Origin of the sequence: Butyrivibrio sp. INlla14 (assembly GCF_900102515.1) — a bacterium.
GTDB lineage: Bacteria > Bacillota > Clostridia > Lachnospirales > Lachnospiraceae > Butyrivibrio.
Map to the genome: position 1 here is coordinate 53,021 of NZ_FMVS01000008.1, position 14,591 is coordinate 67,611.

The 14,591-nt window shown below is 40.0% G+C and carries 9 protein-coding genes; 7 read left to right on the top strand and 2 right to left on the bottom strand.

The features are described 5' to 3' along the window. Window positions 1-12: 12 nt before the first annotated feature. From BLO53_RS06845 to abc-f, 6 genes are all read left to right on the top strand, one after another. Window positions 13-3,795 carry an EAL domain-containing protein gene (locus tag BLO53_RS06845; RefSeq protein WP_092059953.1) on the top strand — a complete coding sequence of 1,261 codons (3,783 nt, stop codon included), beginning with the start codon at window positions 13-15 and terminating at the stop codon, window positions 3,793-3,795. An 11-nt stretch (window positions 3,796-3,806) separates the two neighbouring features. Continuing rightward, window positions 3,807-4,571 (top strand): response regulator, encoded by a 765-nt coding sequence (locus BLO53_RS06850; RefSeq protein WP_051196823.1) that lies wholly within the window; start codon window positions 3,807-3,809, stop codon window positions 4,569-4,571. A gap of 3 nt (window positions 4,572-4,574) precedes the next feature. Continuing rightward, entirely contained in the window at window positions 4,575-6,557 is a 1,983-nt protein-coding gene (locus tag BLO53_RS06855) for an EAL domain-containing protein (RefSeq protein WP_092059956.1), read from the top strand. Next, window positions 6,544-7,212 carry a 4'-phosphopantetheinyl transferase family protein gene (locus BLO53_RS06860; protein ID WP_092059958.1) on the top strand — a complete coding sequence of 223 codons (669 nt, stop codon included), beginning with the start codon at window positions 6,544-6,546 and terminating at the stop codon, window positions 7,210-7,212. Before BLO53_RS06855 ends, BLO53_RS06860 begins: the two co-directional genes overlap by 14 nt. Before the next feature lie 4 nt (window positions 7,213-7,216). Beyond that, window positions 7,217-8,893: a PrsW family intramembrane metalloprotease gene (locus BLO53_RS06865; protein ID WP_092059960.1), complete on the top strand. Its 1,677-nt coding sequence runs from the start codon at window positions 7,217-7,219 to the stop codon at window positions 8,891-8,893. 755 nt (window positions 8,894-9,648) lie between these two features. Further along, complete coding sequence (abc-f, locus tag BLO53_RS06870) at window positions 9,649-11,229, top strand: ribosomal protection-like ABC-F family protein (protein ID WP_092059962.1); 1,581 nt, start codon at window positions 9,649-9,651, stop codon at window positions 11,227-11,229. A 234-nt stretch (window positions 11,230-11,463) separates the two neighbouring features. On the opposite strand, the gene BLO53_RS06875 is transcribed toward abc-f, so the two are convergent. Beyond that, window positions 11,464-12,831: an MATE family efflux transporter gene (locus BLO53_RS06875; protein WP_092059964.1), complete on the bottom strand. Its 1,368-nt coding sequence runs from the start codon at window positions 12,829-12,831 to the stop codon at window positions 11,464-11,466. Window positions 12,832-12,968: 137 nt separating this feature from the next. Between BLO53_RS06875 and BLO53_RS06880 the strand changes: the two genes are divergently transcribed. Continuing rightward, a complete protein-coding gene (locus tag BLO53_RS06880) occupies window positions 12,969-13,697 on the top strand; it encodes a DUF3592 domain-containing protein (RefSeq protein ID WP_176757197.1) in 729 nt (242 codons plus the stop codon). On the opposite strand, the gene BLO53_RS06885 is transcribed toward BLO53_RS06880, so the two are convergent. Then, window positions 13,688-14,494, bottom strand: coding sequence for a hypothetical protein (locus BLO53_RS06885; RefSeq protein ID WP_242875327.1), 807 nt, complete (start codon window positions 14,492-14,494; stop codon window positions 13,688-13,690). The two genes, BLO53_RS06880 and BLO53_RS06885, sit on opposite strands and share 10 nt — an antisense overlap. Window positions 14,495-14,591: the final 97 nt, after the last annotated feature.

Consider the following 14,591-nt stretch of genomic DNA (forward strand, 5'->3'; position numbering starts at 1 on the left):
CGGGGTAAATTTATGCTGGATGTTAAGGAAATAGGCAGCATAACTTTCAACCTTGCTGCAGTTATAATCAGCATTACCTGTGTATTCTACACACTAATAATGAAGAGCAGACGTAAAAACAGAAGTATGCTCTTTGTATCTATATGTTCTGTTGTAGCACTTGATGCCATAATGGGAATTCTGGGCGAGATAGTGCTGGTCTCCTTTCTTTCAGATTCAGTTAAATTACCGCTGCTTATAGCCTTCAACTTTGTGTACTATCTTACTCATTTTGCACTGGCTCCAATGCTTGCTCTTTATATTATTTATGTGTGCAATGTTCAGTACAGATTTACAAGGTTTGCCAGAGGGTTAGTAAGTATTCCTTTTGTTTTTCTGGAACTAATGGTTATTATTTCTCCAATCTTTAACTGGGTCTTTTACTATGACGAGAATCTTGTTCTCCATAGAAATGTCGGAGTCTACGTGGCTTATGCCATAAGTGCTTTTTATATTCTTTTTGCCATGACGGCACTCTTTATTTACTGGAATGATCTTAGCAGGTCGAAAAGAATTGCTTTCCTTTATTTTTCCATGCTTGTTATCATTGGAACTCTTATTCAAATGTTCATTATTGAGATTAGGTCTGAGCTTATGGCCGAGGCAATAGGGTTCATGGGCTTTATGATGATGCTTGAAAATGATGACGACAGGATAGACACTTCAACGAGAGTGTATAACAGGAATGCTTTTGTAAGGGATGTGACTGGATATTTTAAGTATAAGAGGAATTTTTATACAATCTGTATCAGAATAACCAATGCTGATATATACAGGAAAATGACTGGATTTGAGGAGTATGAGAATGTCCTTAGAATGCTGATAGAGTATCTGGTTAACATTGGAGACAGGAATGATGTCTATAGGATAAGTTCTGATGATTTCTTTTTATTATGTCCTGACATAGATAAGGGAAAAGCTGACGAGATAGCTGCTAATATCTTTCGGAGATTTCAGGAAGAGTGGAAGATAGATGACAAAGAGGTACTATTAAAGGCTACGACTTTTATGGCCTATTCTCCAGATCAGTTTGGGAATGTGGATTATCTTTTACTTCTGGCTGAAAGCACCATAGATAAGGAATTTGACCATGTACTCTCTGGCCACGAGCTTGATTTTATCTTAAGACGAGCAGATGTTGAAAATGCAGTGCGAAGGGGACTGGAGGAAGGAAATTTCAGGGTGTACTTTAACCCTATCTATACCAAGGAAGAAAGGGCAATCTGCGCAGCAGAGGCTTATGTTCAGCTAAGGGACAAGCAACTTGGCCATGTTCACAGGGACGAATTTATTCCAGTAGCAGTACAGACAGGAATGATCGAAAAGCTTGGATGGTTTATCATTGATCAGGTTTTTTATTTTCTTGGCGGCGGTATTGTTGAGGAGATGGGAATAGATTTTATAAGTATCAACCTTAATTCTGTTCAGATAATCAAGCCGGACTTTGCAGAGAGAGTGCAGCAGATGTGGGAAAAATATGGTGCATCTCCTTCGAAAATTGTTTTTAACATTTCAGAAACCGCTGCAGAAGCGGATCGAAGCGTCCTTATAGGTGTAATGCAGAAACTTAGCGGCTTTGGCGTCAGATTCTTTCTTGATGAATATGGAACTGGCTTTTTTAACATGCAATCTTCAATTTCCATGGTTTTTGAAGGTGCCAATATTGATGCAAGATTTGTAGAGAATGCAGCTGTGAACCCTCAGAGTAAGATCATTTTGGACAACAGACTTAAAATGATCGCACAAATGGGGAAAAAGATAGTTCTTTCAAACGTTGATAGTCAGGAATGCTTTGATGCTATAAATGGCATAAAGGCAGATTATATACAGGGCACTTATTTTTCATCTCCCGCTAGTAAGAATGAATTTATAACAATCCTGAAAGCTACAGAAATGGCCAGGATGGAGGAAAGAAGAGCAAGGGCTGCCAATGAAGCAAAGAGTAATTTCCTTGCAAATATGTCCCATGAGATCAGAACTCCTATCAATGCTGTTCTTGGCATGAATGAAGTTATCTTAAGGGAATGTCAGGATGAGAAAATACTTGAATATGCCAGAAATATTGAAGGCGCTGGTAAAACTCTTTTGTCTTTGATAAATGATATTCTGGATTTCTCCAAGATTGAAGCAGGCAGTATGGAGATAAGCGAGACGGAGTATGACTTTAGCTCTGTTCTTAATGACATCTACAACATGATACATATTAAGGCAGAGCAAAAGATATTAGAGCTTGAGTTTAATGTGGATGAGAACCTGCCGGATACAATGTTTGGTGATGAGATAAGGCTTAGGCAGATCATAGTCAACCTTCTTAACAATGCTGTTAAATATACCCAGAAGGGCACAGTTACCTTGACTGCCACAGGAAAGAAAACGGGGGTGGATATGATCACCCTCAAAATTGATATAACTGACACCGGAATGGGCATAAAAGAAGAGGATATTTCAACGCTGTTTGATAAGTTTAAGAGACTGGATATAGACAAGAACAGGACTGTGGAAGGAAGCGGACTTGGTCTTGCTATTACTTGTTCTCTCCTTGAACTTATGGGCGGAAGCATTTCTGTGAGCAGTGAATATGGGAAGGGCTCTACTTTCTCCATCCTTTTGCCGCAGAGAATTGTTGGTGATACTAAGATTGGAGATTTCAGAAAAAGGATATCCCAAAATGTTCAGGACAGAAAGCCCTATAAGGAGACCTTTACAGCTCCGGATGCCAGGATTTTTGTAGTTGATGACACACCTATGAACCACGTTGTCATCACTGAGCTTTTAAAGCCTACGAAGCTTCAGATAGAATCTGCAAGAAGTGGAGCAGAGTGCCTTGAAAAGCAGCATGAAAAGAAGTATGACCTGATCTTTTTGGATTATAGAATGCCGGGGATGGATGGTACTGAGACTTTCCACGCGATAAAAGATGACAAAGAAAGTCCTAACCTTGATACCCCGATAATAGTTCTTACTGCAAATGCAATCACTGGAGCAAGGGATAACTTCCTGAGAATAGGCTTTGATGATTACCTTAGTAAGCCTATTGAGAGTGACAAGCTCGAGGCTGCTCTTATCAGATTCCTTCCCAAAGATAAGGTCGTTATAACTGTCACAGAGGAAGAAAATACAAAAGAAAATGCGTCAGAAAATAGTCAGTCAGACTGGTTTGCGGCACTTTCGTTTATCGATGAGATTGATGTAAGTGTTGGACTTTCAAACTGTGGAAGTAAAGAGAGCTATCTGAATATTCTAAAAGTATTTTTTGAATCAATAGGCAATACCAGAGAAAACATAAAGAACAGTTATGAAACAGAGAACTGGAAGGATTACACAAGTTATGTTCATTCGCTAAAGAGCACCAGCAGGACTATTGGCGGAATTAGTCTGTCAAAGCTTGCTGAGAAGCTTGAAAAAGCAGGAAATGAAAATGACATAGATACAATCAGAACCTATCAGGATGAGCTTCTTGACAAGTACTATGTACTTGAAACAGGACTTGATCATATTCCCGAGATAAAAGGTCAGCATGATGAAGATAAGGAGAAAAAGCCTATCTCAGAGGCTCAGCTCAAGGATGCTTATGCAAGTATACTTGAAGTAAGTAAGGTACTTGATTATGACACACTGATGTTTATTCTGGATTCCATCAAGGAATATGAGCTTCCTTTTGATGATTCCATTGCAATGAAAAAAATCGCCGACCTGTCTTATAAACTGGATTGGGACGGTATTTCACAATTGGTAGAGAGTAGACTAAATAGTTAGGAGCAAAAACTATGCCGAACATGTTTAAGAAAATCTTGCTTGTCAGAAATGAAGAAACCTTCATGGTCAACGCTATCAAAAATCTCCTAAAGAGTAATAACTATCAGGTGGAGGATTCGACCTATTCCCTGGGGGAACTTAGTGGAAAAGTGTCAGGAGTAAACCTTGTAATCCTGTATACTGACCAGGACTTTGAAGATCACAGGGATGCAATGGTCTATTTTAAAGACGTTTCTATGGAGGAAAACCTTATCGTTATTGTGATAGGTGATAAGGCAGCTTTTGACCTGGTTCACCGCTATATTCCGCAAGAGGATATAGCTTATGAAATAACCAGGCCTCTTGATATGGCTGATCTCATGGAAAAGGTTGGAATAGTTACGGATGACGAATTTGAGCAGCAAAAGAAAAAATGCATCCTGATAGTGGATGATGACCCCACCTACATACAGATGATAAGAGAATGGCTAAAAGATATCTACAGAGTTGGAATGGCCAATTCAGGAACCCAGGCTGTTGCATGGCTGGCAACCAACAAGGCTGATCTTATTCTTCTTGATTATGATATGCCTGTTCTGGATGGACCAACAGTCCTTCAGATGCTTAGAAGCGAATCTTTTTCAAGCTCTACTCCTGTAATGTTCCTGACTGGAAAAAGCGACAGAAAGAGCGTCACTGATGTGATTGCCCTTAAGCCTGCGGATTATCTTTTGAAAAGCATCAGCAGGGATAAGCTTCTTGAGACATTGGGTAACTTTTTTAGACAAAGGAAATGATAAATGACTTTTGATCTGGCACTGATTGACAGAACTACATATAGGATAGCAGCAGCTATTATCTGCATAACCTGTCTTTTCTATTCGGCAATGATGCGCAAAAGAAATGCCATAAGGAGCAGGCTTTTTATGATGCTTCTTGTCTTTACACTGATAGACTGCTTTACAGAGCCTATTTCATATTTGTTTATTTATGGGCCTTTTACCGATACAGTTAAGTGGATTGTCAGTTATATCTGCCAGATGGTCTATTATTTGACGCATTTTGGCATCATCCCAATTTATGTTTTTTATATTATAGTTACTTGTGGCATTGAGTTTAAATTTACTGCTTTCAAAAGAAATATCATAAAGTTTCCTTTTTATATCCTTGAAGTTATGCTTTTGCTCAATCCATTTACAGAATTTGTTTTTAAGATCATAGGCAAATTTCAATATGGTAGATCCTATGGTATTTACTTAGCTTACACGCTTGCAGCGGCTTACTTTTTGTTCGGAGTATTTCTTTTTATCAAAAACTGGTATGCCATAAGCAAAATAAAAAGAGTTGCCATGATTTATTTTATGGCGCTTGCATTTATAGGCACTGCTGTTCAAATGCTGATACCGTCAGTTAAATGCGAGCTTTTATGCGAAGCGATAGGCCTTAGCGGCATTATGATCATGATAGAAAAGGACGATGACAAAATAGATGTTTCAACCGGAACTTACAATAGAAATGCCTTTGTACAGGATGTTACAGCGTATTTTAAACTGAAAAGGGAGTTTAGGGCCATATGTATCAGGATAGAGAATCTTGGAATATATAGGAAATTGTACGGCTATGAGAGTATTGGAAATCTCACCAGGCAGATAGCTACTCATCTTTTGGAATATGGCAGGGAAAATAATGTATATCATACCAGAAATGATGTCTTTTACATGCTGGTAACGGAGGCTATGGCAGGAGAGATTGCTTCAGTCACAGAGAATATAGCAAAAAGGTTTGAGCAGACCTGGGATAACGGCTCTGACAGCATAAAACTTGACGCTATTGTGCTTGTGGCAGATTGTCCTCAGCAGCTTAGTAATATAAATGATATTTTCCTCATGGATTCGACTTCTTTGAAAGGTAATGAAAAGAAGCTGCTATGCGGCGAGGATCTGAATTTCCTATTAAGGAGGATAGAAGTAGAAAAGGCAATAGGCAGAGGAATAAGTGAAAAGACTTTTAAGCTTATGTTTTATCCCGTATATAGGGGGCGGGACTGGCGCATTAAGCTGTCCCATGTGACACTTAATCTTAATGACTCTGAGCTTGGAGAAATACCTCCTTCAGAATTTATGGAGGTTGCAGAGGGATCTGGCTTTATAGAGGAGATTCAGTACAGAACTTTGGAATCGGTATGCAGGTTTTTATCCAACGGTGTTGATAAATCGGACATGCAAATGGATTTTGTTCTGGTGCCTATAATGTCTGCAACTATCCTTAGAAGTGAGTTTGTTAAGAAGGTAAAAGAGATAGTTGATCACTTTGGCGTCGACCCTTCACTTATAGCATTTGTAATGAAGGAATCCTATGCATTTTATGCAAAAGAGACTCTTTTGGAACTAATGAATGGGCTTGTTGAATATGGTATCAGGATGTATATAAGTGATTACGAAGCTGGATTTCTTGGTTTTAATACCATAGCCAGCTATGATCTTGAGGGAGTGATCGTTGAAATCAGAAGTCTGTTTGAAGCGGACAATGAAGAAAATGCCAAGATTGTTTTCTCCAACAGGATCAACATGATAAAGCAGCTTGGAAAGGTCTGCATCATAACCGGAATAGACACCAGGGAATATTATGATAAAATAAGTGAAGTTCCTATTGACTTTGCTGAAGGTGATTACTTGTCCCCTGCAATTACCAAAAATGAACTTCAGAACAAGTTCTGGCATGGAGAACACCTTTTATTTACAAAAGATGGAGTTGAGCGACTAGAGGAAGATGAAAATATTTAATGAAGTTCTTTTGATTAATACCTTGTTTTTACAGGATACATCTTCTTTTGATTTCTGGTACCAGCAAATGCCGCAGTATCGGAAGGACAAGATAGACAAGATAAAGCCTGTGGCCAGCAAGAGACAATCTCTTGGTGCCGGAATTCTTATAAAACAAGGGCTTGATGAATATGGGGTAGACGGGGAACATATTCTGACTGGTTCTAACGAAAAACCATATATTGAAAGCGCACATGGCCTGGAGTTTAATGTGTCCCATTCAGGGGATATGGCCGTATGCGCTTTTTCTGATAAATGCGTAGGAATAGACCTTGAACAGACCAAAGTTTTTAATAGAAATTTAATAAATTTTGTTTACAAGCCGGAGGAGATAAAGTATATTAAATATCGTTCGAAGAATCAGAACGATGAGAATTGCCAGTATACTAAATTGTGGACTATCAAGGAGAGCATAATGAAGTATTATGGCAAGGGCTTATCTATGGATCCACGTAAGATTTTTGTTGATCTTGAGAATGGCTACAGAGTTTTTTATGACGGTGAAATTCTTGAGGACATTTTCTTCACTCAATATGAATATATGGGGTATCACATTGCGGTCTGCTCGGAGTATGAGAGGTTTTCGGATGAAATAAGAATTGTTAAGGGAGAATGAGGAAATGTCAATTTTTATGTTTTTTATGGCCGTATTACCGGCTGCCCTGCTAATGTACTTTGTGTACAAGGCAGACAAGATTGAAAAAGAACCAGCTGGACTTCTTGTTAAGCTCTTCCTTTTTGGTCTTCTTTCAACACTGAGCGCCTTAGTGCTTGAGATTCTTGGTGAACTCATCTTGCGCTTAATCTTCCCATATGGAGGACTGGCATATACAGCACTTATGATGTTCTGCGTAGTTGCCCTCTCTGAGGAAGCAGGTAAGTACTTTGTTGTCAAGAAAGTTGCCTGGAAGGATCCAGCTTTTAACTATACATTTGATGCAGTAGTTTATGCAGTATTTTCTTCACTTGGATTTGCTGCTTTAGAGAACGTTATGTACCTTACTGATGCACCTATCATCACAGCTATCATGCGTGGTATTCTTGCAGTTCCAGGTCACGCTATTGATGCGGTCTTTATGGGTAGCTATTTTGGCGCAGCCAAGAGATGTGAAGCTATTGGAGATGAGAAGGGCAAAAAGGCTAACCTTATCAAGGCCCTTGTAGTTCCTGTAATAATCCATGGATTCTACGACTTCTGCTTGTCATGTGATATTCCATATGCAATAGTAATATTCTTTATATTTGAGATATTTATCACTATTTACGCTATCATGAAGGTTAAGAAGCTTTCATCTTCTGACTCAGCTATATTCCCTATGGGATATTATCCTGGAGCACAGGTTGCTTATCAGATGTATAATCAGGGAGCACTTAGATTTGATCCAATGACAGGTCAGCCTATATACGTTGCACAGCCACAGCCTATGGTGCAGCCTATGGGCTTTGATCCAATGACAGGTCAGCCGATCATGCAGCAGGCCCAGCCACAGTTCCAGGCTCAGCCTATGGGCTTTGATCCAATGACAGGCCAGCCAATTATGCAGCAGGCACAGCCACAGTTCCAGGCGCAGCCACAGATGCAGGCACCAGTACAGCAGGCTCAGCCTATGGGCTTTGACCCAATGACAGGCCAGCCAATTATGCAGCAGGCGCAGCCACAGTTCCAGGCACAGCCACAGATGCAGGCACCAGTACAGCAGAGCCAGCCTATGGGCTTTGACCCAATGACAGGCCAGCCAATCATGCAGCAGGCACAGCCACAGTCAGGAATGCACTTTGATCCAATGACAGGTCAGCCAATCATGCAGCAGGCGCAGCCACAGTTCCAGGCTCAGGCACAGCCACAGTTCCAGCAGGCAGTAGCGCAGGAAACATCAGCGCAGCAGCCAGAGAAACAGGCAGTAGCGCAGGAAACATCAGTGCAGCAGGCACCAGTGCAGGAAGCACCAGTACAGCAGGCAGAGAAACAGGCACCAGCGCAGGAAACAGCTGTAGCACAGTCACAGCCAGTGATGCACTTTGATCCAATGACAGGTCAGCCAATCATGCAGCAGACCCAGGCGCAGTCACAGGCTCCAGTACAGGAAACAGTGCAGCAGGCACCAGTGCAGGAAGCACCAGTACAGCAGGTAGAAATACAGGCTCAGACCGTATTAAAAGATTCAGTGCCAGTTCAGGATCAGGTTTTTGAATCAGAGAATCCTACACAGGAGCTTGCACCTAACGTTGTATCATCAGCTAATTATGATCCTATGACCGGAAGACCAATCGAGCCATCATTTGCACCAGAAGCTTGATTTATGTGGGCTTAAGATATATTGAAATAATCAAGATATGTCGATGAAGAATTAGAAACAATAAGAATTTAGTAATAAGAGGCGTCCTCAATGCAAAAAGGGGATTCCTCTTTATTTTTATGATATAGGAAATTTCTCCGAAATTCCTATATCATAAAAAAGCGCTCCGCTTGAGCAGAGCACTTGCTGAGGTATTATCGAAGCTAGTGCGAGCCACACAGAGTAATGGATGCGCACTCGCGCGATAGGAATATGTTGCCTTCAGCAACCGCGCTCGGCGCAAGAATGTCGCAAGCGACATTCTTTCCTGTATGTGGACATTATTAAGCGATGCATTTGATGCTAAAAAACCAATAAAGCTTGTTTTGCATGATAAAGGCGAAGGCAAGTGATGCAAGAAATCGAAAAAACTAAATTTTGCATGATAAAGGCGAAGGCAAGTGATGCAAGAAATCGAAAAAACTAAATTATGCATGACAAGGTCGAAGGCAAGTGATGCATAAAAGCATAGAAAACGCAGAAAGCCATAAACTAAATCATTACGCTCATCAAAGATGCAAAGATATATAACATATATGACGCATACCCTAATAATTTCATTATAATAGATCTGCCATGCTACAAAGCTCGCCAATTTTTTCATTGATTTATCGTTAAGCAGACTATATTATGTTGTAGGTGTCAAAAGCATCTTTTGAGAACAAATAGTAAGAAATCCAGCATTAATCATTAGGATTATTCTATGAAGGAGTTTTATGAGTATTTTAAATGTAGAGCACTTAACACATGGCTTTGGTGACAGAGCAATTTTTGATGACGTTTCTTTCAGACTTCTGAAGGGCGAACATATTGGACTTGTAGGAGCAAATGGAGAGGGTAAATCTACCTTCATGAATATAATAATTGGAAAGCTCATGCCAGATGCAGGCAAGATAGAATGGGCCAAGAATGTGAAGGTTGGCTATCTTGATCAGCATGCTGTGTTAAAAGAGGGCATGACAATAAGAGATGTACTGGCATCTGCCTATGAGCCTTTGTATGCTATGGAGAGCAGAATGAACGAAATCTGCGATGCTATGGGAGAGGCTAATGAAAAAGAACTAGAAGAGTATATGGAAGAACTGGGTACGATTCAGGATCTTCTGACAAATAGAGATTTTTATCTAATAGATTCCAAGATAGAAGAAGTATCAAGAGCTTTGGGATTTTTGGACCTGGGGCTCGACAGAGATGTTACTGAGCTTTCTGGTGGGCAGAGAACCAAGATTCTTTTGGCTAAGCTCCTTTTGGAAAAGCCAGATATTTTGCTGCTTGATGAGCCTACTAACTATCTTGATGCAGAGCATATTGTATGGCTTACAAGATATCTTCAGGATTATGAGAATGCCTTTATATTGATATCTCATGATATTCCTTTCCTTAATAGCGTGGTCAATATCATTTATCACATGGATGGACAGACTCACAGCCTTGATCGCTATGTGGGTGACTATGATAAATTCCAGGAAGTTTATGAGATGAAGAAGGCCCAGAGAGAAGCGGCTTACAACAGACAGCAGCAGGAAATAGCTGACCTCAAGGACTTTGTTGCCAGAAATAAGGCAAGAGTTGCTACAAGAAACATGGCTATGGCCCGTCAGAAAAAGCTTGATAGCATGGATATTATTGAGAAAATCCAGGAAAAGCCTAAGCCAGAGTTTAACTTTAAGACTGCCCGCACTCCTGGTAAGGTCCTATTTGAGACCAAGGATCTTGTTATAGGATATGATGATCCTTTATCATCACCTCTTAATATTTCGATGGAGAGAGGATCCAAGATAGTTCTTACAGGTGCAAACGGAATAGGTAAGACAACTCTTTTAAAGAGTATTCTTGGCCTTATTCCAGCTCTTAGTGGAAGCGTGGAGCTTGGAGAAAACGTAGAAATAGGCTATTTTGAGCAGGAGATGTCACCAGATATTGAGACAACCTGTATGCAGGAAATATGGAATGAGTTCCCGGGCTTTTCACAGTATGAGGTACGTTCAGCCCTGGCAAAATGCGGTCTTACAACCAAGCACATTGAGAGTAAGTGCAAGGTACTTTCAGGTGGTGAGCAGGCCAAAGTGCGCCTGTGCAAGCTTATAAACAGGGAGTCAAATCTTCTTGTTCTGGATGAGCCTACTAACCACCTTGATGTAGATGCCAAGGAGGAACTCCTTCGCGCCCTCAAGGAATACAAAGGCAGTATTCTCATGGTCTGCCACGAGCCTGACTTCTATCAGTCTTTGGCAACACAGGTCATGGACTGCACCAAGTGGACCACAAGAATCTGTTTCAAACTATTATTGGAATAGATGCCAGAAAGGTATTACGCAATCTTGGAGAAGTAATATCTTTCTGGCATATTTTGTTAGTAAAGGTATTATGTAGCGCCAACCATGTAATACCAAAGACAAGAAAAATTGCTTGTATGTATTACGCAGAGGAGGAAGAGTAATACTTATTTAGTCGTATCATGCAAGAAAGGTATTACCCGGCGCCAGTTAGGAAATAGGCTATGGTAATACCTTTCACATACACATCAGAAATCAGAAATCCAGTCCCTTACGCCAGTCCTTCATGTTGAAGCGAACAAAGGCTGTGAGGCCGACGATTGTCCAGGTAATGCCGGTTGAGATCCAAAGTCCCCAGGCTCCGATAAAAGGTAGGGAGCACAAGAGAGTTGGGAATACAATTCTTCCGATCATCTCTGAAGCTCCTGAAATAGCGGGGAATTTGGCATCGCCTGCACCATTTAAGATACCTCTGCATACGTAGATCATTCCAAGTGGAAGATAGAAGTAGGAGAGGATACGCATTGCACTAGAGCCGTAGTATATGATCTGAGCTTCTTCAGACTTGATGAAGATCTTTACAAAGACATCCCCAAATAATCCCATCAGAACAATCATGACAACTGCATATATCACCATCATAGTCATGCCAAGCTTAAAGCCTTTTTTGACACGGGAACCCTTACCAGCGCCCATGTTCTGGCCTGTAAAGGTTGAAAGAGAATCCTGAAGGGCCTTAAACTGCATATTTACGAGATTCTCTACCTTGCTGGTAGCGGTAAATGCAGCAACTATTGTTGAATCAAAGGAATTGATCACTCTTTGAAGGATAACAAAGGAAAGTGCTACAAGGCCGCTCTGGAGTGCCATTGAGCCGCCAATAGTGTAACACTTTGTGATGATTTCCATATCCATCTGCCAATCTGTTTTGCTTAATTTAAACATGGGATTTCTGAAAAAGGCATAGGTGATAGAACCTATGGCAGAAAGAGCCTGAGCAGTTACTGTAGCAATGGCAAGACCTGCAACTCCAAGATCAAAAGCAATTACAAATAAAAGATCCATGGCTACATTTAAAAAGCTTGAAACTATCAGAAAGTACAAAGGGGTCTGCGAGTCCCCAATACCTCTCATGATATAGGAAATTGTGTTATAAAGAGCTGTGCCTATGAAACCTACGCAAATTATGGACATGTAGGCAATGGCATTTTCAAGAATATCCGCTGGTGTATTCATAACCTTTGTAAGGATAAGTCTTGAAAAAGAAAAACCAAGAAGCCCCACAAAGATAGAAGTTGCGCTGACAATGACAAGGGCGTTTGTTATTACTTTTTTAACTCCCTTCATGTCCCCTGCACCAAAAAACTGGGATATTATTATTCCGATACCGGTTGCAAGGCCATTTCCAAGGGCAAAGAAAAGGTTTGTCACATGTCCTGTTGAGCCAACTGCTGCAAGAGCCTTGGCATCTATAAATCTTCCAGCGATAATTGTGTCTACTATATTGTAGAACTGCTGGAAAATATTTCCCATCATCATTGGAAGCATGAAAGACAGAATAAGAGCCTTTGGATCTCCTACAGTCATATCTTTTGCATATTTCTTGGATAGAACGTTAGCCATTTTTATACTCCGGTTAATTTAGATTGCTTACAATTTGCATGGATTTTATCGTAACTCAACAGTGCTCTTTTCGCAACAATAATTGAAGATTAATTGTTATAGATATATAATAGCAAAGGTTTCAGGGAGGTATGAAAATGGTCAAAAAAAGAAAAAAGACAGTAGACATTGTTTATCTTATTTTAGCGTTGGTGTTTTGCTTCTTGGGATTAAATTTTATGATCATAGGCGCTACTGTGTTTGGGACTATGCATGGCAAGATGAAAGATGCGATTGAAATTGAGGCTACCATAACAGATATAAGTTACATGGGGGGAGGCGCAAACAATTCTCATAACGTATATGTATCCTATGAGTTTGAAGGTCAGCAGTATGACTATGTGCGTCTGAATACATATACAAGCAGCATGCATGAAGGAGACACTATCACCGTTTACATTGATGATAACAACCCAGGTGAAGTGATTGGTACAGGATGGTCAGAGTTTATTTTCCTTGGAATTTTTGGCGGAACTGGACTCGTCTTTTTTGCTATAGGACTCATCTTTGTTGCCCTTATAGTAAAAAAGAATAGAAAGATAAAATGGCTTCTGGAAAACGGACAAGTCATCCATGGAACAGTTACAGAAATTGATTTTAACCCTTGCGTGCATGTTAATGGCAGACATCCTCGCGTCGTATACTGCTCATATCAGGATCCGGGCACAGGTATGATCTACCAGTTTAAGAGCAGAAACATATACGATTCCATAACTAATTGCATCGCTATAGGAGATAGCATAGATATATATGTTGATCCTGCCAATTATGCCAGTAACTATGTTGATGTAGATAAGCCTATGGAGAGGATTGTAAGCTACGCGTGATCTGCTCTGACACGAAATAGTTTTGGAGAAACCTTTAATTTCATATAAATGTCTGCATATTGGGATGGAGAAAGATCTTCCACGTAGTTCATTTGGAAGTTTTTCTTTATCCCATTTTTAATTAATATATCTGCAGCTTTGTTATAGGCTATAGCCGCTTCAGCTTCGGAGTTATATTTCCCAACAACATAGTTACTGCGCACATGGATAACAGTCTTATATTTTATAAAACCTTTTTCTGCGAACTGCCTAACTCCATGATATCTGTTTAGTATCACTATATTTTCGTATCTGAAATCTGTGGGATCATCATTTACAAAATGATAGTCCCTGCCTTCAACAGCGTAGCTTTTTATGCCATATCTCTGCAAAATTGAGAGCTGGCTTCCGTAGTCTGCAACAAAAAGGTGAGAACCTCTTTTCATTATCTTGTGGGAAGAATAGTAGAAAAGATCTTCAATATCAAATTTCAGGAAAAGGCCAGGCTCTAAGTGATAGGTGAAGTATTTTTTTTCAAGATAAATTGGATTGGATATATACATTCCTTTGTCCCTGAAGTTTATTAGACAGACAAACTTTTCATAAGGAATATGCATATTCTCTTTGTAAGATGATAAAGAAAAAGAGTTAGAGTGTAGGATCTTATAGGCCTCTTTATATACAAAAGCAGCTTCTTTTTCCTCACTAAAAGAACCAAGAGAGATGTGCTTGCCCTCAAAGGTTATGGAAGCCCTGTAAGATGGTGTACCATCTTTTAGCACTGTATGATATACCCCGACAGATTTTTTTCTTTTCAATATCATCCCTCCATAGAAAACACAAAGATAAAGGAAACGGATTGATTTTACATATTGTACAACTTTAATAGTTCAAAGTGCTAAAATATTGTGTAGA